The following is a 20,843-nucleotide window of genomic DNA, read 5'->3' as shown; positions in this document are numbered from 1 at the left end:
GTAAGTTTTACGTAAGAAATAGATTTTTGTAAGGGAAGAAGTTGAATTTCACCAAGGGAGGGAAGGGATATGAAAGGCGTATTTATACATGATTTTCCGATTCATGCAAATGGCGAAGCAGTATATCCGGATGAAGAAATGGTGGCGAACTTGAAGGAGCGTTATTTATCCCATATTAAACAACTGGATATCATATGCAGAAAAGATGGATCTGATGAGCAGAAATATTATGAATTGAAGCCTTATCAGGCGGACGATGTCATTTTTAACCCGATTGAGAACTACAGCAGTTTAAAAGCGTTGAAAAACAGGGGGCAGTCCATCAGTAAAATGGAACCGATTATAGAACAGACCGATTTCGTAATACTGCGTCTCCCGAGCATTTTAGGCATAGATGCCTATCGGTTCGTCCGGAAATTCAGGAAGCCTTATATCGTGGAAGTCGTGGGTAACGGTTATGATACTTTACATTACAGAGGCGGTGCTTTGGGGAAAATTATAGCACCTTACTACCATTGGAAAGTGAAAAAGGTAGTAAAGCACGCGGAATCGGTCATCTATGTAACGGAGCAATATTTGCAGAACCTTTACCCGAATTCTAACAAGCAGTCATCCATATCCAACGTGACTATCGGGGTGGGCACTGCGCCGGTGCCAGATGATTACATGACAAGAGCGAGGCTGAAGGATTATCCATTGATAAGGGTCGGGTTTATGGGCGCCATGAATGTCACATATAAAAATTTTTATAATGGATTGAAATTCCTTCAACAGTACGCAGAAACACACGGCACACAATTCGAATTATCCATTGCCGGGGGAGGGGAAAACAGCAGGATAGAGAAATTGTACAGGAAGAATCCTTCTGTAAAGCTCATTAAAGAAGGTGAATTGAAAACCAGATCTGCGGTCAACCACTGGTTTAAAACATTGGATCTGTTCATACATCCAAGTATGACCGAGGGACTGCCGAGAGTGGTTTTGGAAGCCATGAACAATCAGGTTCCGGTCATCGCGACAAATGTAGGGGGCACGCCGGAAATTATCGAGGAGAGGTTCATATTCACTCCTGTAGATTACAAGACTTTTGAGAATGCGCTCACCAACGTATTGAATGAAGACCAAAAGGATATCATCAGTTCATACGCAGCAACGCTGGAGAAATTCGACCGCTGGAAATTACAGCAGAAAAGAGATGACACAATCTACACTTTCATTCAGAATGAAATCATTAAAAATCAAAACATTCAAGTATGAATGTGTTCTTTGGAAGTTCATGTGTAATGAAAAATGATTCTCTGGTTTGAAACGAAAGACTATTTATGTGAAAGAACAATAAAATATATAGAGAAATTAACCGGTTTGAATCCTTTTTAATTCAAACCGGTTATTTTATGTTCTCATACAAGGTATTTTTACTGACAAAACAAAGAAAATAAATATATATTTTATATGCATGAAAAATTCATTTATGAGAGAAAGTATATGAACTGAAATCAGTCTTGATGTGCATGTTTCAAGGAGTGTTATACATTTAAATGTTTTCATATATTATACATTGATTATTCAATAAAACACTAATACAAGTGTTATAAACCTTATAAAATCCATATATACATTGATATATTCAAAATATACATTGAGAACGCTTTGTTTTATCGTTTTAGTAATGTGATAAGGTGAATAATAAAAATAGTGCTTGCATATTTAATTGTATATGCATATAATGTATTTAAACATATAAAGTGTAAATATATTATAAATATAGAATATGACATGTGATGAAAAGAGCATATTTTGAAAAGTGGTGGTAAACATGAAAAATGGATCTTTCATCATTTCTTTGGATTTCGAATTGTTTTGGGGTGTGCTGGATTGTGAAGATTATTTGAGCAATCTGCGCAGATTCAAACATACCCGGTCGGTTGTTGCTGATCTGATTGATTTGTTTGAAAGACATTCCATCAGAGCCACCTGGTCGACTGTCGGTTTATTAATGATAGATGGTTCGGATGATTTGGAAAGTATGCTGCCTTTTATACAGATGCCATCGTATACTGATTCTCAGCTGAACAATTATAAATCATTTTCTTTATTGCATGAAACTGATGAATATACAGATGATGTATTTTTTGCATCGGATTTAATCAAATTGTTAAAAGCGTCTAACTATCAGGATATAGGCACCCACACTTTTTCACATTATTACTGTCTGGAAGACGGACAGACGATTGAACAATTCAATAATGATCTGATGCATGCAAGGGATATCGCCTCTAAAAATGATATTCCATTTACAAGCATCGTGTTTCCACGAAACCAGTATAATCAGCAATACATAGAAAATCTACCGAATCATAAAATCAATATTTTCAGGGGAAACCCTGAACACTTCATATATAAAACAAGAAGAGAAGACAACCTTCTTCTCCGGGCACTGCACTTAATCGATACCTACCTGAACATAGCGGGCAATATCACTTACGTCAATCCTGAGCAACAGCAAAAAGTCTATAATATCAAAGCAAGCCGTTTTCTCCGCCCGATCAATAAAACCAGCCGCCCGTTTAAAAATCTTCAGCTGAATAGAATCAAAAATGAAATGACATATGCAGCCAAGAATAATCAATATTATCATCTATGGTGGCATCCTCACAATTTTTCAAGTCATACCGAAGAGAATTTCATATTTCTAAAAAGAATCATTGAGCATTTTGAACACTTGAATAAAACCTATCACTTCAGCTCTGAGAGTATGGAATCATATGTAGAAAAGGTGAGGGCAGATGGATAAAATCATAATGATTTGCGGTGCCGGTGACAGTTCCAATTATGTATATAACAACATTGAACAGTCATTTCAGGTTTCAAAGGTATTCATCGTTGGTGATGGCAGGAAAAGTGAATTTTTAAAGAAGCGCGTTAAAAGATTCGGCTTTTTGAAAGTGATGGGCCAGATCTTATTCATAATATATACGAAGTTATTTTTAAGGGGAAGTGCCGAGCAGAGAATTGAAGAGATTAATGAAGCATATGGCATGAACAGGGAAAATATCCCTGAGGAAAAGATAGAATACGTTGGTTCAGTGAACTCGCTCCACATGCAGCAGGCAATATCACGGCTAGACCCGGATTTGGTCATCATCAACGGGACACCGATTATAAAAAGTCATATACTTGATTCCGTCGATTGTCATTTTTTGAATATACATGTCGGTATCACACCAAAGTATAGAGGGGTCCACGGGGGATACTGGGCTTTATTTGAAAATGATACAGATCTGGTGGGGGCTACCACTCACTTTGTTGATGAAGGCGTTGATACGGGTCTGGTTCTTGATCAATCCACCGTCCAAGTCAGTGAGAGGGATAATTTTTTGACCTACCCGCATCTCCAGACCGGCGCAGCTTTGCTGAATCACAACCGCATCATACGTTCGATATTGGATGACAATATCAAGTATCAAACACCGCTTTCGAATGAAAGCCGCTTATGGACACATCCGACACTATGGCAGTACGTATATGGGAGGGTTTTAAAGAAAGTGAAATAGGGGATTTAGGGGGCCAATCTAATGAAAAATACTATTTTAGTCACAGGTGTGGCTGGTTTTATCGGTTCGCATTTAACGAAGCGCTTATTAGACAAGGGTTATCATGTCATTGGCATTGATAACGTCAACGACTATTATTCACAAAAGTTGAAAGAGGACAGGTTACATGTGCTGTTGGAGGACAGAGTTAAAAATTACAGGGTTGATCTTGAGGACAGCGAAGCTGTCATGGCGATATTTAAAGAGGAACAGCCGGAAATTGTGATCAATCTTGCTGCACAGGCAGGGGTCCGGTACAGCATGGAAAATCCGCACTCTTATATTACGAGCAATTTGAATGGTTTTGCAAGTATTCTTGAAGGTTCAAGGCATTGTAAGGTGAAACATCTCATCTATGCATCTTCAAGTTCTGTTTATGGTGCCAATACAGTGCTTCCATTTTCCACATCGGACAATATCGATCATCCGGTCAGTCTTTATGCAGCGACTAAAAAAGCCAATGAACTGATGGCACATACATACAGCCATCTGTATCAACTGCCGACAACCGGACTCAGATTCTTTACCGTCTACGGGCCTTGGGGAAGACCGGATATGGCATTGTTCAAGTTTACTAAGGCGATTTTGGAAAATGCGCCGATTGATGTATATAACCACGGCAATATGCTGCGTGATTTCACTTATGTGGATGATATCATCGAATCCATCGTAAGATTGATCGATCATCCTGCAGCCGGAAATGAAGAATGGACGGGTGAAAAACCTGATCCGGCTTCAAGTGCTGCACCTTATAAAGTGTATAACATCGGCAATAATTCACCGGTCAGACTGATGTCGTTTATCGAAGCGATTGAAAAGAGACTGGGGAAAATTGCCGTTAAAAACTATATGGACCTGCAGCCTGGAGATGTGCCGGCCACATATGCCGACGTCAATGACTTGTATAATACGATAGATTTCAAACCGTCCACTGATATCCAGGACGGCATCAACAAATTTATAGACTGGTATATAGAATATTATGAAGATGAGAAGTACCGCCCGGCTGATTTTGATGAGAAAAAAGTATCGGGCTTTTAAGCGTGCTCCGAATCTGTATTATTCAATCGCTGAGGAAATTTTTGCAACCATATATCTCGATATTGAGAAGTTAGTTTTTGAGACTGTTATGAAGGGAGCATGTATATGAAAAATCTCATAAAAGCAGTAATAAAAGGCGGCATGAAATTTATTCTATCTTTATATCTTGTAAAGATTTTTCTGGGTGAGTATTTCAATATTTTCAGAAAGAAACCGCTTTATAAAGACATTGAGCTGGACGCCCGTCAGGAAAAGGAAGTAGAAAATTTTTGGAAGAGACATTACGGCAGGAAAATATCGACGAGATGGCACAGACTTTACCAGAGTTACAACGGAGCATATAATAAAAAATATTTTCCGGAAATAATATTTACGACAAAACTTGAAAGAAAGCTTAACAATAGGGAAGTCGCAAAAATCATCAGTGATAAAAGCCTTTATCCGATTTACTATAAAGACATTGAAAATGTGCGGTTGCCAGATACTTATTTGATTAACAACAGCGGTATCTTCTACAGCGGGGATAGGAATATCATTAGCCGGAAAGATGCGATTGAAACACTTAATGACATCGGCGAGTGCATCATTAAACCGACAATGGATTCCAGTTCTGGAGATTCTGTTCATCTCTTCAACTTTAAGGAAGGGATTGACGCGCGTTCGAAGAAAACAGTTGCTGAAATACTCGCAGGGTACAATCAAGATTTTATCGCCCAGGAGAGGATCATACCAAGTTCGAAAATGAAGGCGCTTTATCCGCATTCGGTAAATACTTTAAGGGTCATCACTTATTTGGTTGACCACCGTGTCGATCATGCACCCGTGACTTTGAGCATGGGAAGAGGCGGTAATCATGTGGATAATATCCAGGCCGGCGGTGTATCAGTCGCCGTTTCAGATGACGGTCAGCTGAACAGGGAAGGATATACGCATTTCAAGGAAGTCTATCACTACCATCCGGATACAGGTACTGTATTTGAAGATTTAAAACTTTCAAAAGTTCCGGAAGTCATCAGTGCTGCAAAAGAAATGCATGAAAAAACACCGCATATGAGAATCATTTCATGGGACTTCACAATTGATTCGAACGAGGAAATCGTGCTGTTGGAAATCAACATCTTTGGCCAATCCGTCTGGTTTCCGCAAATGGTCAGTGGCAAACCCATTTTCGGTGAAAATACAGAAAAGATGATGCGGTTAAGCAAATAGAGCGAGGGGGAAATCAGTATGGGTGATTCATTCAATCTAGAGACCGTTTTGAAGATTTTGCGGAAAAATACATTTATGATTGTTACTTTAACGCTGTTCACAGGATTTTTCATGGCTCTGGTGACTTTTTTATTACTTACTCCAAAATATGAAGCGGAAACCCAAATACTTGTCAGCCAGCCTGAAAGCACCGGTACTGTGAACAATCAGGACATTGAAACGAGCCTTCAGCTGATCATGACATACAGAGACATCATTCTCAGTCCAATCATATTGGAGGAAGTCATTAATAATTTGGATCTCAACATGCCGATCAGAGATTTATCCGGACAAATTACCGTTTCAAATCAGGATCAATCCCAGGTGATTACTGTCACGGTTACAGAAGACAGTATCGGGGAAGCGATCGTCATCGCAGATGAAATCGCAGGCGTGTTTCAGGAACAGGTCATTGAAATCATGGACGTGGATAACGTATCGGTTCTTGCTCCGGCAGATTTGGAAGCGGACACATCACCGGTTTCTCCAGATACTTTCATGAATGTCGTGCTGGGGCTTGTTGTCGGTTTCATGGCAGGCGTGACCCTTGCATTTGGACAGGCATTCTTTGATAAATCAGTCAGGAATGAAGAAGATGTATCGAAACATTTATCAATACCTGTTATCGGTTCAATAGATAAGATAGAAAATTGAAAAGGGGTGGTGATATACATGGCAAGACGAACTAAAAGAGATACTTTAAAAAGAAGTTTAGTTGTCGGTACGAATCCGTCTTCGGTCGTGAGTGAACAATTCCGGAGTATACGGACGAACATAATGTATGCCGGCGTCCAGAAGGAAATCACTGCAGTCCTATTCACTTCGGATACGCCAGTGGCAGGGAAGTCCACTGTCGCTGCCAATATGGCTGTGGCATATGCGCAGGCCGGCAAAAAGACATTACTGCTCGATGCCGATCTGAGACGGCCGACCGGTCATCATACATTTGAAGTTTCAAACAGAGTCGGGCTTTCCACTGCAATAGTCAACGAAATACCGGTCAGTCAGGTCATCAGTAAAACAAATTTCGATCACTTGGACTTACTGACCTCAGGCCCAGTGCCGCCGAATCCGGCAGAACTGTTATCTGCAGCAAAATTTGATGCAATCATGATTCATCTGAAAACCCAGTATGACATGGTCATCATTGATTCTCCGCCGATACTTTCGGTGACGGATGCACAACTTTTAAGTAAGAATGCGGATGGCGTCGTTCTCGTTACAAATGTGGAGAAAAACAACAGAGACCGGTTAAATGAAGCGATTGAACTTTTGGGGAAATCCAAAGCGAACATCATTGGTATCGTGTTGAATCATCGAAAAAAGAAGTCTAAGAAAGAAGATTATCGTTATTTCTATCAGGCATCAGCAGACGCTTGATTACTATAAATAGATAGAAATGAAACAGGGGAATTATGGGTGATTTAGGATTTAAAGAAAATATTATTTGAAGGAAGGAGAAGAAAAGATAGAAAAATAGAATTATGAAAGTAGAGGGTAATATGGGGGCTAAAAAAAGATACTTTCTCTTCGTATTCGTCGATTCGATTATCGTAACGCTATCTTTATTTATCGGTTACTACATTCTTGTACCATACTTTTCGGAGTATTCATTGCAAGTGCTCGGTATGACAGCGTTCATCATCCTGATCTGTCATCACATATTCGCGTATATTTTCAATCTGTATCACAGAGCATGGGTGCACGCGAGTGTCAGAGAATTGGTTGCTGTAACGCAATCAGTGACGGCAACGATGATCACTGCACCGATACTCATATATTTACTGTATGATATGACATTTTTCAGATTGATATTAATTACATGGATGATGCATCTCATACTGATCGGTGGTTCAAGATTGTCATGGAAATTGATCCACTACCAGTTAAAAGGGAAACGCACAAATGGAAAAGGCATGAAACGCACTTTGGTTTTTGGCGCAGGTAAAGGAGGAACGCTCCTCCTCAGGCAGATGCTTACCAATAAAAAAATGGGGATGCATCCGGTCGTCATCGTGGATGACAATCCCGCACTTAAAAATATGGAGGTTGCCGGAGGAGTGAAAGTCGAAGGGACAAGAGACGACATTGAGCAGCTGGTCCATAAATATGCAATTCAAAAGGTCGTGGTTGCCATACCGTCATTGAGTAAAACAGAACTCGGAAAGATTCATGAAATTGCGAACATCGACGGTGTGGAAGTGATGACGATGCCAAGCATCGAGGATGTACTTTCAGGACGGCTTGAAGTGAGTATGCTGAAACGGGTGGAAGTGGAAGACCTGCTTGGACGGGAACCGGTGGAACTTGATGTTGCCGGGATAGAAGATCAGGTGAAGGACAAGACGATTTTAGTGACAGGCGCAGGGGGGAGTATAGGCTCTGAAATTGTCAGGCAGATTGCAAAATTCAGGCCGCGGAAGATATTGCTTCTGGGTCATGGTGAGAACAGTATATATACAATCCTCGAAGAAGTGCTTGAGAACAAACAGGATGAAATCAAATATATTCCCATCATTGCAGATATTCAAAACCGTAAACGCATGTTTGAAGTGTTCGATAAATACAATCCGGATATTGTCTATCATGCCGCAGCACATAAACACGTTCCGATGATGGAATATAACCCGGTCGAAGCGGTACGTAATAATGTCGTCGGAACAAAAAATACCGCAGAAGCGGCCTGTCATTATAAAACGAAAAAATTTGTAATGATTTCAACTGACAAAGCCGTCAATCCACCAAATGTTATGGGAGCGACGAAACGTGTTGCTGAAATGATTGTGCAGGCACTAGATAAAAATAATGAAGATACGACTCTCGTTGCAGTAAGATTTGGAAATGTGCTCGGCAGTAACGGTTCTGTCGTACCAAAGTTTAAAAAACAGATAAAGTATGGCGGACCCGTTACAGTGACCGACCCGAGAATGACCAGATACTTCATGACGATTCCGGAAGCATCCAGGTTGGTGATACAGGCCGGTGCAATTGCCGAGGGCGGTGAAATATTCGTTCTGGATATGGGTGAACAGGTGAAAATCGTCGACCTGGCTAAAAACATGATACGGCTGAGTGGATTTAACGAAGATGAAATCGGCATCGATTTTGTCGGCATCCGGCCGGGAGAGAAGCTTTATGAAGAATTGCTGAATAAAAGTGAATTACACCCGGAACAGGTTTATGAAAAAATTTACAGAGGCATCGTATCAGAATCATCACTGTCAGTAATAGAAGAGAAAATCAACCTTTTCTTAAGCATTAACGAACAGGAGTTGAAAGAAATTCTCATCAATTTTGTCAGCCAGGAAAAAGAGATAGAAAAGAGGCTGGATCAAGTCCGTGCAAGCTAAAACTATCGGTATCTTGGGGACATTGCTGACGGCAATCAATGGCTGTAAATTATTTAATTTTTCTGCTGGATGGCGTAAAAGGAAGGACTAGACAAAGGGGCTGGGGGCCAAATGAAAATAGTTCAGGGGGTTACATCGTATTTGACTGTAGTATTCATCAAAGATCAGGTGGAGTTCATCAGGAAAAACGGTTATGACGTCAAGGTCGTCTGTAATAAGGATTTTGATTCACCTTACGAGGGGCTTGAGGTGGCGCATATCCCGTTTGAAAGGGAAATCAGTCCTTTCAAAGATATAAAAACATTATTTCAACTGAGTAAGTACTTAAGACAAGAAAAGCCGGAACTCATACATTTCAGCACACCTAAAGCCGGATTACTCGGAATGATTGCAGGATTTATCAGTCGGATCGGGACGCGCATTTATATGATCAGGGGACTGCGGCTTGAGACAGCGACGGGTTTTAAAAAATTGATACTTTTGTCAACGGAAAAAATGGCCTGCGCTTTCAGTACACATGTCATGGTCATTTCAGACAGTATGGAACATGAAGTGATTCGGATGAACTTAACAAGGAAAAGCAAAATTGTAAGGATCGGTAAGGGGAGCAGCAGCGGTATTGATTTAAACAGATTCAACCCGTCAAACATTGATGAGAATCGTTTAAATGAATTACAGGAGAAACTGGACATTCATGACGAGGATTTCATTTTAGGCTATGCGGGCCGTTTGACTAAGGATAAAGGCATCGATCTCCTCATAGAATCGTTTAAAAAGTTGTATGAGGTGAATTCTGATTTAAAATTGCTGCTGATCGGCGATTTTGAAAGCAGTAATCCTCTAAAACAGGAAAATGAGAATCTCATTCACCAGCATCCGAATATCATCTACGTACCGTATACGGACGGAATGGATTATTATTACAGCCTGATGGATTTATTTATCCTGCCGACCTACCGCGAAGGATTTTCAAATGTCAGTATAGAGGCCCAGAGCATGGGGGTGCCCGTAGTGACGTTTGATTCTACAGGGGCGAGTGACACGGTCGAACATGGAATGACAGGTTTGATTACTGAAAGTAAATCAGCGGATGGACTCATCAAAGCGATAGGCGAGCTGATGACAAATGATAGAAAGAGAAAAGAGATGGCAAGCGTTTCAAGGGCGTTTATTGCTGAGAATTTTGATAGAAATCTTATGCATCAGAAGTTATTGAATTTTTATGACAGCATCAGGAAACAGGGGGATGAAAATGCTGAAAAAGATCAAAACATTCAAAGCACATGACATTTATTATAATTCGCCGGTGTTCATTCAGCATGCGATGACCAGTGCATATGGATATAAGCTGAAAAGGGAAAGGTACAGGAAGATTTATCGGAGTGCACTTAAAAGGTATGTTAAAGGAGATTTTGACAAAGAACAGAAACTGTTGCATCTTATGAAACATTTAAAAAGTAATGTCGAATTTTATAAAGACATAGAAGTTGATGAAAATAATATAATGGAAAGTTTCTTCAAACTGCCGTTCACCGTGAAAGAAGAACTAAGAAATGAACTGGAGGAACGCTCGTGGAAGGAAGGTATCATACGGATATCCAGGACGAGCGGGACCACCGGTGAGAACCTCATTGTCTATGACTCGGAACACGACCGGGAAGAGCGAATGGCCTACTTGGATTATATCAAATATATTAACGGTGTCGTTCCTTTCTCGAAGCGTGCTTCATTTACCGGACAGGAGCTCACCTCCGTCAATCATAAAGATAAAATGTGGCGGTACAATTATCCGATGCGTCAAATGTTATATTCCACAGGGTGCATGAGACCTGATAATGTCGAAAAAATATATGAGAGTCTGAGGCGTTTCAAACCTGTATCTTTGGACGGCATGCCTTATTCGATGCATATGGTGGCACAGTATATTCTCAAAAATAATATTAAAATTGACTGGGACGTTAAAGCAATATTCCCGACCGCAGAAACTTTGTTTCCATATATAAAAAAAGATTTGGAACAGGCATTTGATACAGTCGTCATCGATCAGTATTCAAGTGCCGAGGGGGCGCCGTTCATATACGGTATGCCGGATGGCGGTTATAAAATCGGTGATGAGACCGGACTTGTAGAGTTCTATAAAGTTTCCGACGGGATGTATGAAGGGGTAATGACGAGTTTCATCAATTATGCGACACCGATTGTACGATATAAAATAGGGGATCTTTTTGAAATAGAATCTGATAAAGAATATTTCAATTCATTTGAAAGAGACTTTAATATTTTAAAAATCATCGGTAAAGAAGCGGATTATCTATATCATATGGACGGCCATAAAGTGATGACGAATATTGTGATGTTCCTGATGGATGGCCATGAAGAAAATATTGTTCAGGCCCAGTTCGTCCAGAAGGTCATGAATGAATTTACAGTGAATATCGTAAAAGACAGTGGTTATACAGATATGGATGAACATCTGATTAGAAAGAGAATGCATCGGATGCTCGGGGAAAATATTCAAATCACTTTCAACTATACAGATAATATTCCTAAAGAAAAAAGCGGGAAATCAAGATTCATCATAAACGAAGTGGGTGATGCCGTTGGATAGAAAAGTGGGCGTTGTCGGTTTAGGTTATGTCGGTCTGCCGGTCGCCGTTGCATTCGGAAAATTGGACAGAGTGGTTGGATTTGATATCAATGAATCAAGAATTGAAGAATTGAAAAGTGGATATGACAGAACAAGAGAGGTGGACAGAAACGATTTAAATAGCACTGATGTCGTCTTTACTACAAACAAAGAAGATTTGAAAGAAGCGGATTTCATCATCGTGTCAGTGCCGACTCCGATAAATATTCATAAACAGCCTGATTTAAGACCACTTCATAAAGCCAGTGAAACGGTCGGCAGCATTTTACAGAAAGGAATGATTGTCGTTTATGAATCAACGGTTTTCCCCGGAGCCACTGAAGATGAATGCCTGCCTATTTTGGAAGCGCATTCGGGGTTGAAAGGCGGAGTGGATTTTCATATCGGATACTCACCGGAACGCATAAATCCCGGAGATGAAGTGAACACATTTGAAAACATCATCAAAGTCGTCAGCGGTCAGACTGATGAAGTGAGAGAGATTGTGGCTGAAGTTTATTCATCAGTTGTAAAAGCGGGGGTTTATGAAGCATCGAGTATAAAGGTGGCGGAATCTGCAAAGCTGATAGAAAATATCCAGCGTGATGTCAATATCGCTTTAATGAATGAACTTGCGGTCATATTTGAAATGGTCGGCGTCGATACGAAAGAAGTACTGCAGGCAGCGGGGACAAAATGGAACTTTTTAAAATTCTATCCCGGCCTGGTCGGCGGTCACTGCATCGGTGTCGATCCATATTATCTCACCCATAAAGCACAGTCACTCGGTTATCATCCGGAGATGGTGCTGGCGGGCAGAAGGATCAATGACAATATGTCAAAGCACATTTCGTTGTCCATTATTAAAGCGATGATAGAAAAAGGACTTGCGGTACGCGGGGCAACGATCAATATTCTGGGACTGACTTTTAAAGAAAATACACCTGATTTAAGAAATACAAAAGTCATAGAACTGGTCGAAGAACTTGAAGCATTCGGTTTTAATATCGTCGTCCACGATGCACTGGCAGATAAAGCGGAAGCCAAATCTTTATATAATATTGATCTGGTAGATAAAGAGTATCTTGGTGAAACCAATATACTGGTGTTTGCTGTCAGTCATGAAGAATATATAGAGAACCTCGGAGACTACATGAAACTGTTGAATGATAATGGCATTGCGGTGGATATAAAAGGCATATTGGATGATAGTTGTCTGACAGGCTATCAATCCATCTGGAGGCTGTAATTATGAAGAGAATATACGATCTAATTGTTTCAATTACAGTTTTAGTTGTTACATTACCGCTCATGGTCAGCCTGGCATTCATCATAGTATGGAAAATGGGCAGACCGGTTTTATTTACACAAAAAAGACCTGGTTTACATGGTGAGCCATTCATGCTGTATAAATTCCGTACTATGACCGATGAAAAAGATGATGAGGGTAAATTGCTGCCTGATTCAGAAAGACTTACAAGTTTCGGCACACGCATGCGTTCACTCAGCCTCGATGAACTGCCGCAGCTGATCAATGTCATCAAAGGAGATATAAGTCTTGTCGGTCCAAGGCCGCTGCTTATGGATTATCTGGTGCTCTATAATGACACACAGAAAAAGAGACATACGGTCAAGCCCGGAATCACCGGTTGGGCACAGGTCAACGGGAGAAACAGCATTACATGGGAAGAGAAGTTTGCAATGGATGTCTGGTATGCAGAAAACAGAACGTTTTTAATGGATATGAAAATTATTTTTATGACGATTAAGAAGGTTGTAAGACGTGAGGGGATTAATGAAGAAGGAGAAAGTACAGCCAGTGCTTTTCAGGGAAATGATCAGTCGGCTGCGTGATGACATTTGTTACAAGGGATAAGGGGGCTAATAATGATGGGACAGGGCAGGATATATTTATCGTCTCCGAATATGGGTGGCAGTGAATTAGAGTATATAAATGAAGCATTCATAAAAAACTGGATTGCACCTCTGGGAGAGAATGTCGATGAATTCGAAAAGCAGATAAAGAAGTTTACGGGCGCAAATGCGGCATGTGCCGTATCGAGTGGTACAGGTGCAATTCATCTGGCATTGGATGTACTTGGTGTCGGAGAAGGGGATCTGGTTTTTTGTTCATCCTTAACATTCGTGGCCAGTGCAAATCCGATTCTTTATATGGGAGCGACACCGGTATTCATAGATTCAGAGATGGACAGCTGGAATATGTCTCCGGCCGCATTGGAAAAAGCTTTGAAATTTCACAGGATGACAAACAGGCTGCCAAAAGCGGTCATTGTTGTTAATCTTTATGGTCAGTCTGCAAAGATGGATCAGATTGTAGCGATATGTGACAGGTATAGTGTACCTGTCATTGAAGATGCTGCTGAGTCTCTTGGTGCAACGTACCAGGGTCAGGCGAGCGGCACTTTCGGAAAGATTGGGATTTATTCTTTTAACGGCAACAAGATCATCACGACTTCAGGGGGCGGCATGGTGATTTCAGACGATGAAATACTGGTTAAAAGAGTATTGAAAAAAGCAACGCAGTCGAAAGAAAATACGGCCCATTATGAGCATGAATGCGTAGGATATAATTATCGACTGAGCAATATCAGTGCAGGTATTGGACGCGGACAGATGGAAGTGCTTGATGAGCGTATAAAACAAAAACGTAAAATATTCGATAGATATGTTGAAGGGTTAAATGATATCAGTGCTGTGGATTTTATGCCTGAAATCAAAGATGGGTTCCACACGCGCTGGCTGACGACACTGACAATAGATCCGAGAAAATCGATTATCCGACCGAGAGATGTTATCACACGTTTAGCAAAACATAAAATTGAAGCACGTCCGGTCTGGAAACCAATGCATCTTCAACCGATGTTCAAAAGAAATGCTTACTTTGAAGAAGCGGGAGATAACTCGAAATATCTATTTGAATATGGTGTGTGCCTGCCTTCAGATACAAATATGTCAGAGGAAGATGTGGACAGAGTCATTTTATTATTCAGGGAACTTTTGCCTGCAAGACGATTTACAGCCTGATTCAGGCTAGATCATTAGGGAGAGGTGTCAACTATGACGCAAAAAAGTTGGGGTGCTGAAAAGGGGAAACTTAGGGACAAATCTCATCAACCTAAATTACTGGAAAATAGTCAATATAAAGCGATGCAGGGTACGCGGATCAAAGTGATGAAATTCAAAAGAAAGATACAAAGAGCAGAAATGCCTGTAGAAGGTTCACTCGCAGTTAAGAATCCATATGTAGAAAAAAACTCTGATCCAGTGACGTATTTGAGAGTGGTCGATTCTTCGAAGGATGAGAAGGATAAACTGAAGCATGATATTTACTTCACGAAAGAGTACGCAAAAGTAAATGAACTGATTGAGAACGGGGAAGCCAAGTATTTTGAAATCAAAAGCAAAAATGGACATATTACCCACAGTGCGATCAAACGGGAAATTCAAACGACGATTGAAGGCGAGAAGTATTATGATTTAATCTCCCCGTACGGATACGGCGGTCCGATCATTCATGATTACACTAATAGGGAAAAACTCATCGAAGAATTCAATGAATGTTTCAGCATATACTGCAACAACAATAACATCGTTTCAGAGTTCATCCGGTTTCATCCTGTCTATCAAAATCATCAGGGGATGAAAGTTATTTATGATGTCACCTACATGAGACAGACGGTCGGCACGGATTTTAAGAAATTCGAAGATACATTCCAAAAAGAATTTTCGAGGACAGCAAGAACGAAAGTCCGAAAACGGCTGAGAGATGACCGTTTTTCATTCCATATAGACAGAGGGTTCGAAAATGTAGAAGATTTTATAGATATATATAATCAGACGATGGAGAGACATAATGCAGGCCATTTCTATTATTTCAATAAAGAATATTTCTATGCATTGAATGATAAATTTCAAAATAACATTCTTACCATCTGTGTGAAGTTTGAAGACAAGATCATCGCCATGGGACTTTATTTTCTTTCCGGGAACGTCATTCACGACCATCTGAATGGTACGAATCCTGATTTCCTTGAATACTCTCCGGCATACCTGCTGAAGTACGCTTCAATGAAGTGGGGCGTTGAGAACGGCTATTCATTGATTCATTACGGGGGCGGTGTGTCGAATGCAGAAGATGATCCGGTCCTTCATTTTAAAAAGCGTTTCAGCAAGCATACTGAGTTTGAGTTTCATATCGGTAAAAAGATATGGAATAAAGCAGTCTACCAACAGCTATGTGATGCCCGGGGCATTGACCATGACAGAAGCTTTTTTCCGGCATACAGATGAAGAGGCACTTTTCTAAATTCATTCGAGGGGGAAAAGGCGCTGTAAAAATCAGAATAATAGTCATATGCTTAACAATCATTACAATACTGGCAGTGGTCTCGTTCATTGAAAGCTTTAATCATTCCAGAACAGATGTGCCTGTGAGTGCGGACGTCATCATCATGTTGGCAGGCGGGGACGCCGGGAGGATGCAAAAGGCGGCAGACTTATATCACGCGGGATATGCAGATTATGTCATCGTGTCGCCAATATTTGAAAGTTATCCACCTCAGAGCAAAGCCTTTGCTCTGGAGCTCGGCATCAGGGATGAGTCTTTGATTGAGGAATATAACGCAACCAGCACGTACACCAACGCGACGATTACATTGGATATGATGGAGGACTACGGTTTTGAAAGTGCTCTGGTTGTGACCAGTGATTATCATCTCAAACGATCAAGGATGATTTTCGAACGTCTCAATGATGGTGAATATGATCTGACTTACATCGCCGCTTTAGGGGAAGACGGTGAAGTGTGGCATGAAAGATCCCGGGCGGCAATACTCTGGTTCAGAGAATATTATAAACTTTGGGGATACAGAATGGGGTTATATAAACTGATGAATTTTCCAGATTAGAAGAGATAAAGATAGAAAGAAGTTGGTGATATCATGATTTCTTATCAAGTAATGAATGTTCACCTGAACAAAATCGAATTGCCTGCAAATATAGAGAAAGTACTTGATTATAAATTTGAATTCAAAGATATTGAGAAAGATTTTATCATTGGTGCTAATGAATTTATGAGAGGATATGCAGAATTAGAAAACTATCTGCTGAAAGAGGTTTATTGTCTGGGGACTTGTTTGTTCAATTTCACTCGTATCGGCATTTATTATTTACTCGATAGTGAAATTATTGCAGTCAGCACTTCGAATTTAAAAAAGATAAATGATACGACACCTGACTGGAGAATCAACCATTTTCCGTTTAAAATCATTGAGCAACTTGACCTTGAAACAGTCGAGAATATAAAGAATCAGAAATATGAATCGGGGATATTGTATGTGAAGATAAGAAATCAGGCCGGAGTCAGCCGCACCCATGTACTTCACAACGTCAATCCTGAACATATCGATTGCTTCAGAGATTTTTATACGAATATCATGAAAAATATAAGAATCAGGGGTGCTTGATGTATAAAGTTCATTATAAAACATGTTTATCGGTATTATATTGAAGGAATTTATATATGAGGTGGTAAACATGGATAAAGAAGAGATATGGGATGAAGTCGAGAAAATATTTAAGACGCCGGAAAGAGGTATTGTATCCACTGCTTACGGGAATGTTCCCCACAGCCGTTATATGCTGCTCTATAACGATGGTGAAAATCTCTATACAAAAACGAGAGCTGAAACAGTGAAAGTGGAAGAACTGGAAAAGAACAATCTTTCTTACATCATTCTCGGATACGATGCAGAGACGGAATCCAGCTATTTGGAGATTCTGGCAGAAACTGAAATCGTCATGGATCAGAATACGATTGACTGGCTGTGGAAGCGTGAGGATCATCAGCGCTTTGATCTGGAAGATGAAGCAGTGCTTATTGTCTTGAAATTTAAGCCGAAACAAATTAAGTTGATGAATGCGAATGATGAGATTGATAAGCCGGAAGTGATTGATTTAAGTGAATAGGCAAAGAAGATGGTGTTCATGAGGGGATACTGTCTTTTTTGTGTTCTGAAAAGATTGCAAAATCTTCAAATAAGTTATAGCTTTGAATTAATATAAATTACTTTTTAAAATTGGAAGTGGTGCCCATATGCAGGATATTCAACGATCTCAGAAAATGAAAGACAATATAATATTGATCATCGGCATCATTGCAGTGGCCGCGATGCTTCGTGCACCGCTCACAGCAGTCGGTCCGGTCATCAATGAAATCCGCGATGATCTGCTGATTTCCAACACAGTTGCCGGACTGCTGACGACGATTCCGCTTCTGATATTTGCAGCGGTGTCACCATTTGTATCAAAGGCAGTCGCAAAATTTTCGATGCCGGTCACGATATTTTACGCCATCCTTCTTTTAATTGTATCACTATACATAAGAACTTTCGGTACGTTGGAATGGTTTGTGTTGGGTACGATTCTGCTTGGTGTCGCAATCAGCGTCGGAAATGTCACTTTGCCGACGTATGCCAAATGGAAATTTCCGCTCCAGATCGGGTTCGTCACCTCTATCTACAGTTCAACGATGAATTTGACTGCTGGTATTGGCAGCGGGGTGAGTGTACCGCTGTCTGAGTTGAGCGGATGGGGATATAAACTATCGCTCACTATTTGGATAGTCATTGCCATCGCAGCAATGATTTTATGGATCCCGCAGTTAAGAGGTGCAGGGAAAAGAGTTAGAACCGAAGCTGACAATGTGAGTGCAGAGCCTAAGCGTAAAATCAGTCAGTCCAAAATGGCCTGGGCCATCGCCATCATGTTCGCACTCCAGTCGACGACGTTCTATACAAATGTTGCATGGCTGCCTTCTATATTAATGGATAAGGGCTACTCTCCTGAAACTGCAGGGTATTTCTTCATGTTCTGCCAGTTTGCCCAACTGCCGATGACGTTTTTATTCCCGATATTGGCGAGCAAGGTGGAAAGCCAGAGAGTGATCGTCATATTTATCACCGGACTGCTTGCGACGGGATATGGGTTTTTATTTGCAGAAGCATTCGGACTGCTTATCATCAGCATGATTTTCATCGGATTCGGTACAGGGGCCGCGTTCAGTACGTGCATGCTGCTGTTTTCACTGAAGGCAAGAACCGACAGAGGGAGTATTTCATTGTCCGGATTCGGCCAGTCCATCGGTTATCTGCTAGCGGCCATCGGACCATTTTTGATGGGTTATCTGTATGATGTGACAGGCACATGGACACCGGCTCAATTTTCATACTTGATTGTTGTGGGACTTTTCTTCGGGGCCGGCATGGTGGCAACGAGAAAGTTCTATATAGAAGATGAGCTTGAAGGTGAAGTTTAAAAAAGGGAGAGGATTTCATGAAGTGTCCGAATTGTAATGCGGAAGTGTCTGAAGACGAGACACATTGTGAGTCATGTGAATATAACCTGGTGGAAGGGGACCAGGATGAAGTCGGGGCGTTTATCAGAGATGCGATTACATCACCATGGAAATCAATTGGTCGGCCACACAGCATAAAAGCAGCCTTAATCTCTGTGGGTGTGATGGCTGCCGTATTTGCAGCCTTCGGCATTATGCATTTGTCAGGTGGATACAGTGATTCAGGATTTGCAGGATTGGAGATTGTATTCGCCGTCATCCCGAGTTTTATCCTACTATCAATATTATTTTTATTCGGGTACTTGGTTACGGTATTGTTCCAGGGGATGGTTACAAAGAACGCGGAGGAGTGGAAACAGGTCTTCACTGACTTTTCGAAAGCGATGCTCCCGCTTTATCTCGTTTATTTAATCGTTCCTTTCAGTCAAGTCCATAATTATGTGTAATAAGGATTATAGTACATGTATGCAGTTACCTAATATGTGAGGCGTTCCCTCCCCAGCCATGGCTGGGGAGGGGAATTTTTCACTTCGGTCTCTAGTCGTTGGCTTGGAATAATTTTCGTCTCGGTGATTGAAATGCTTCGTCAATATCAATCAGTACTGAACCAATGAGTCGGACAGCGGCCGCCAGATTCGGGAAAATATTGATGACTTTTTCGCGCCGGCGGACCTCTTTATTGACTCTTTCCAAGCTGTTTGAAGTTCTTAAAGAGATGTGGTATTTTTTGGCCTCAGTCAAAAACTGGGTGGCATCATGAAAGCCGGCATCCAACTTCTTGACAGCGTCTTCATACTTTGAATCCCCCTCGACATACTCAAAAAACTCATCCCTGTATTGTTCTGCCATCATCATTGACTCCGCTCTGAATATCCTTTTTAACAGTCTGCGTGCTTCCTCACTGCCTTTTTTCGGCAGGGTTTTGACGATGTTTTGAAGAAAGTGGAACGTACAGCGCTGCCATGATGCATCCTTAAATTCAAACTTCACCGCTTTCTTTAAGCCCTCATGGGCGTCTGATATGACCATTTTAGGATCATTCATGCCACGATAACGTAAATCTTGAAAAAACGTTTGCCAGGATTCAAAAGATTCTTCACCGGAAATCATGAAGCCGACGATTTCACGATAATGTTCAGTGGTCACAGCCTGGGCAATATACACCGCCTTTGACACGATACGATGGTTTTCACGGACTTTGATGTACATGGCATCGACGTACAGAAACTCGTAATCCTGCGCGTGTAAGGCACGATTCTGAAATGCCTCGATTTCCGGATCCAGTCGGTCCATCACGCTGGAAACAAATGATTTGGACACTGATTCCCCACATAAAGTTTCCACGATTTTCGTCACTTTACGGGTCGAAACACCGCTGATGACAGACTCCATCAAAGTCAGGACCAATGACTGGTCCATGCGTTGATAGCGTTCAAACAGTTCCGTCGAAAACTCGCCGGAACGCGTGCGCGGCACTTTCAAAGTGATTCGGCCGACCGGCAGCTTATAGTCTCTTTGATAATAACCATTGCGCATATCCTGACGATCTTCACTGCGTTCACGATTCTTGGCCTGTACAAATTCATCCCGCTCGGCTTCCATATACGCAT

20 protein-coding genes are annotated in these 20,843 nt (G+C 41.0%); 19 read left to right on the top strand and 1 reads right to left on the bottom strand.

The window, feature by feature from the left end; genetic code table 11:
* Positions 1-69 precede the first annotated feature (69 nt).
* From BO48_RS14975 to BO48_RS14885, 19 genes are all read left to right on the top strand, one after another.
* Complete coding sequence (locus BO48_RS14975) at positions 70-1,257, top strand: glycosyltransferase (protein ID WP_496368660.1); 1,188 nt, start codon at positions 70-72, stop codon at positions 1,255-1,257.
* 559 nt (positions 1,258-1,816) lie between these two features.
* Complete coding sequence (locus BO48_RS14970) at positions 1,817-2,794, top strand: polysaccharide deacetylase family protein (RefSeq protein ID WP_496368658.1); 978 nt, start codon at positions 1,817-1,819, stop codon at positions 2,792-2,794.
* Positions 2,787-3,554, top strand: a complete 768-nt coding sequence (locus BO48_RS14965) for a formyl transferase (protein WP_496368656.1) — start codon at positions 2,787-2,789, stop codon at positions 3,552-3,554. Before BO48_RS14970 ends, BO48_RS14965 begins: the two co-directional genes overlap by 8 nt.
* 21 nt (positions 3,555-3,575) lie before the next feature.
* The gene (locus BO48_RS14960) at positions 3,576-4,634 is read left to right on the top strand and encodes an NAD-dependent epimerase (protein WP_496368654.1); all 1,059 of its coding nucleotides are present in this window, start codon (positions 3,576-3,578) and stop codon (positions 4,632-4,634) included.
* Between the two features lie 105 nt (positions 4,635-4,739).
* Positions 4,740-5,843, top strand: coding sequence for a sugar-transfer associated ATP-grasp domain-containing protein (locus BO48_RS14955; protein WP_496368652.1), 1,104 nt, complete (start codon positions 4,740-4,742; stop codon positions 5,841-5,843).
* An 18-nt stretch (positions 5,844-5,861) separates the two neighbouring features.
* Positions 5,862-6,536: a YveK family protein gene (locus BO48_RS14950; RefSeq protein WP_496368650.1), complete on the top strand. Its 675-nt coding sequence runs from the start codon at positions 5,862-5,864 to the stop codon at positions 6,534-6,536.
* A gap of 18 nt (positions 6,537-6,554) precedes the next feature.
* A complete protein-coding gene (locus tag BO48_RS14945) occupies positions 6,555-7,262 on the top strand; it encodes a CpsD/CapB family tyrosine-protein kinase (RefSeq protein ID WP_496368648.1) in 708 nt (235 codons plus the stop codon).
* A gap of 122 nt (positions 7,263-7,384) precedes the next feature.
* Complete coding sequence (locus BO48_RS14940; protein ID WP_496368646.1) at positions 7,385-9,232, top strand: polysaccharide biosynthesis protein; 1,848 nt, start codon at positions 7,385-7,387, stop codon at positions 9,230-9,232.
* Between the two features lie 111 nt (positions 9,233-9,343).
* Positions 9,344-10,519 (top strand): glycosyltransferase family 4 protein, encoded by a 1,176-nt coding sequence (locus tag BO48_RS14935; RefSeq protein WP_496368644.1) that lies wholly within the window; start codon positions 9,344-9,346, stop codon positions 10,517-10,519.
* Positions 10,485-11,840 (top strand): phenylacetate--CoA ligase family protein, encoded by a 1,356-nt coding sequence (locus BO48_RS14930; protein ID WP_496368642.1) that lies wholly within the window; start codon positions 10,485-10,487, stop codon positions 11,838-11,840. Before BO48_RS14935 ends, BO48_RS14930 begins: the two co-directional genes overlap by 35 nt.
* Positions 11,833-13,107: a nucleotide sugar dehydrogenase gene (locus BO48_RS14925; protein WP_496368640.1), complete on the top strand. Its 1,275-nt coding sequence runs from the start codon at positions 11,833-11,835 to the stop codon at positions 13,105-13,107. Before BO48_RS14930 ends, BO48_RS14925 begins: the two co-directional genes overlap by 8 nt.
* Positions 13,108-13,109: 2 nt before the next feature.
* Positions 13,110-13,712, top strand: coding sequence for a sugar transferase (locus BO48_RS14920; protein WP_496368638.1), 603 nt, complete (start codon positions 13,110-13,112; stop codon positions 13,710-13,712).
* A 36-nt stretch (positions 13,713-13,748) separates the two neighbouring features.
* The gene (locus BO48_RS14915; protein ID WP_496368636.1) at positions 13,749-14,903 is read left to right on the top strand and encodes a DegT/DnrJ/EryC1/StrS family aminotransferase; all 1,155 of its coding nucleotides are present in this window, start codon (positions 13,749-13,751) and stop codon (positions 14,901-14,903) included.
* Positions 14,904-14,936: 33 nt separating this feature from the next.
* Positions 14,937-16,169, top strand: coding sequence for a GNAT family N-acetyltransferase (locus BO48_RS14910; RefSeq protein WP_496368634.1), 1,233 nt, complete (start codon positions 14,937-14,939; stop codon positions 16,167-16,169).
* Positions 16,166-16,786 (top strand): YdcF family protein, encoded by a 621-nt coding sequence (locus BO48_RS14905; RefSeq protein ID WP_496368632.1) that lies wholly within the window; start codon positions 16,166-16,168, stop codon positions 16,784-16,786. The genes BO48_RS14910 and BO48_RS14905 overlap by 4 nt, the downstream gene beginning before the upstream one ends.
* A gap of 33 nt (positions 16,787-16,819) precedes the next feature.
* Entirely contained in the window at positions 16,820-17,344 is a 525-nt protein-coding gene (locus BO48_RS14900; protein WP_496368630.1) for a hypothetical protein, read from the top strand.
* Between the two features lie 70 nt (positions 17,345-17,414).
* Complete coding sequence (locus BO48_RS14895) at positions 17,415-17,846, top strand: pyridoxamine 5'-phosphate oxidase family protein (protein WP_496368628.1); 432 nt, start codon at positions 17,415-17,417, stop codon at positions 17,844-17,846.
* A 154-nt stretch (positions 17,847-18,000) separates the two neighbouring features.
* Positions 18,001-19,194 carry a CynX/NimT family MFS transporter gene (locus tag BO48_RS14890; RefSeq protein WP_496368626.1) on the top strand — a complete coding sequence of 398 codons (1,194 nt, stop codon included), beginning with the start codon at positions 18,001-18,003 and terminating at the stop codon, positions 19,192-19,194.
* A gap of 17 nt (positions 19,195-19,211) precedes the next feature.
* Positions 19,212-19,679, top strand: coding sequence for a hypothetical protein (locus tag BO48_RS14885; RefSeq protein ID WP_496368624.1), 468 nt, complete (start codon positions 19,212-19,214; stop codon positions 19,677-19,679).
* 91 nt (positions 19,680-19,770) lie between these two features.
* Here BO48_RS14885 and BO48_RS14880 read toward each other — a convergent pair.
* A partial coding sequence (locus BO48_RS14880) for an IS256 family transposase (protein WP_496368622.1) occupies positions 19,771-20,843 on the bottom strand: 1,073 nt, incomplete at its 5' end.

This window comes from Lacicoccus kunmingensis DSM 17847 (assembly GCF_059568765.1).
This window is presented reverse-complemented; position numbering and strand designations above follow the sequence as displayed.

What these genes read in the sequence shown, in the direction of transcription:
- BO48_RS14975 (WP_496368660.1), top strand. Translation starts at nt 70, where the DNA reads ATGAAAGGCGTATTTATACATGATTTTCCGATTCATGCAAATGGCGAA.
- BO48_RS14960 (WP_496368654.1), top strand. Translation starts at nt 3,576, where the DNA reads ATGAAAAATACTATTTTAGTCACAGGTGTGGCTGGTTTTATCGGTTCG.
- BO48_RS14920 (WP_496368638.1), top strand. Translation starts at nt 13,110, where the DNA reads ATGAAGAGAATATACGATCTAATTGTTTCAATTACAGTTTTAGTTGTT.
- BO48_RS14965 (WP_496368656.1), top strand. Translation starts at nt 2,787, where the DNA reads ATGGATAAAATCATAATGATTTGCGGTGCCGGTGACAGTTCCAATTAT.
- BO48_RS14915 (WP_496368636.1), top strand. Translation starts at nt 13,749, where the DNA reads ATGGGACAGGGCAGGATATATTTATCGTCTCCGAATATGGGTGGCAGT.
- BO48_RS14945 (WP_496368648.1), top strand. Translation starts at nt 6,555, where the DNA reads ATGGCAAGACGAACTAAAAGAGATACTTTAAAAAGAAGTTTAGTTGTC.
- BO48_RS14935 (WP_496368644.1), top strand. Translation starts at nt 9,344, where the DNA reads ATGAAAATAGTTCAGGGGGTTACATCGTATTTGACTGTAGTATTCATC.
- BO48_RS14950 (WP_496368650.1), top strand. Translation starts at nt 5,862, where the DNA reads ATGGGTGATTCATTCAATCTAGAGACCGTTTTGAAGATTTTGCGGAAA.
- BO48_RS14940 (WP_496368646.1), top strand. Translation starts at nt 7,385, where the DNA reads ATGGGGGCTAAAAAAAGATACTTTCTCTTCGTATTCGTCGATTCGATT.
- BO48_RS14970 (WP_496368658.1), top strand. Translation starts at nt 1,817, where the DNA reads ATGAAAAATGGATCTTTCATCATTTCTTTGGATTTCGAATTGTTTTGG.
- BO48_RS14900 (WP_496368630.1), top strand. Translation starts at nt 16,820, where the DNA reads ATGATTTCTTATCAAGTAATGAATGTTCACCTGAACAAAATCGAATTG.
- BO48_RS14930 (WP_496368642.1), top strand. Translation starts at nt 10,485, where the DNA reads ATGCTGAAAAAGATCAAAACATTCAAAGCACATGACATTTATTATAAT.
- BO48_RS14910 (WP_496368634.1), top strand. Translation starts at nt 14,937, where the DNA reads ATGACGCAAAAAAGTTGGGGTGCTGAAAAGGGGAAACTTAGGGACAAA.
- BO48_RS14905 (WP_496368632.1), top strand. Translation starts at nt 16,166, where the DNA reads ATGAAGAGGCACTTTTCTAAATTCATTCGAGGGGGAAAAGGCGCTGTA.
- BO48_RS14885 (WP_496368624.1), top strand. Translation starts at nt 19,212, where the DNA reads ATGAAGTGTCCGAATTGTAATGCGGAAGTGTCTGAAGACGAGACACAT.
- BO48_RS14890 (WP_496368626.1), top strand. Translation starts at nt 18,001, where the DNA reads ATGAAAGACAATATAATATTGATCATCGGCATCATTGCAGTGGCCGCG.
- BO48_RS14895 (WP_496368628.1), top strand. Translation starts at nt 17,415, where the DNA reads ATGGATAAAGAAGAGATATGGGATGAAGTCGAGAAAATATTTAAGACG.
- BO48_RS14955 (WP_496368652.1), top strand. Translation starts at nt 4,740, where the DNA reads ATGAAAAATCTCATAAAAGCAGTAATAAAAGGCGGCATGAAATTTATT.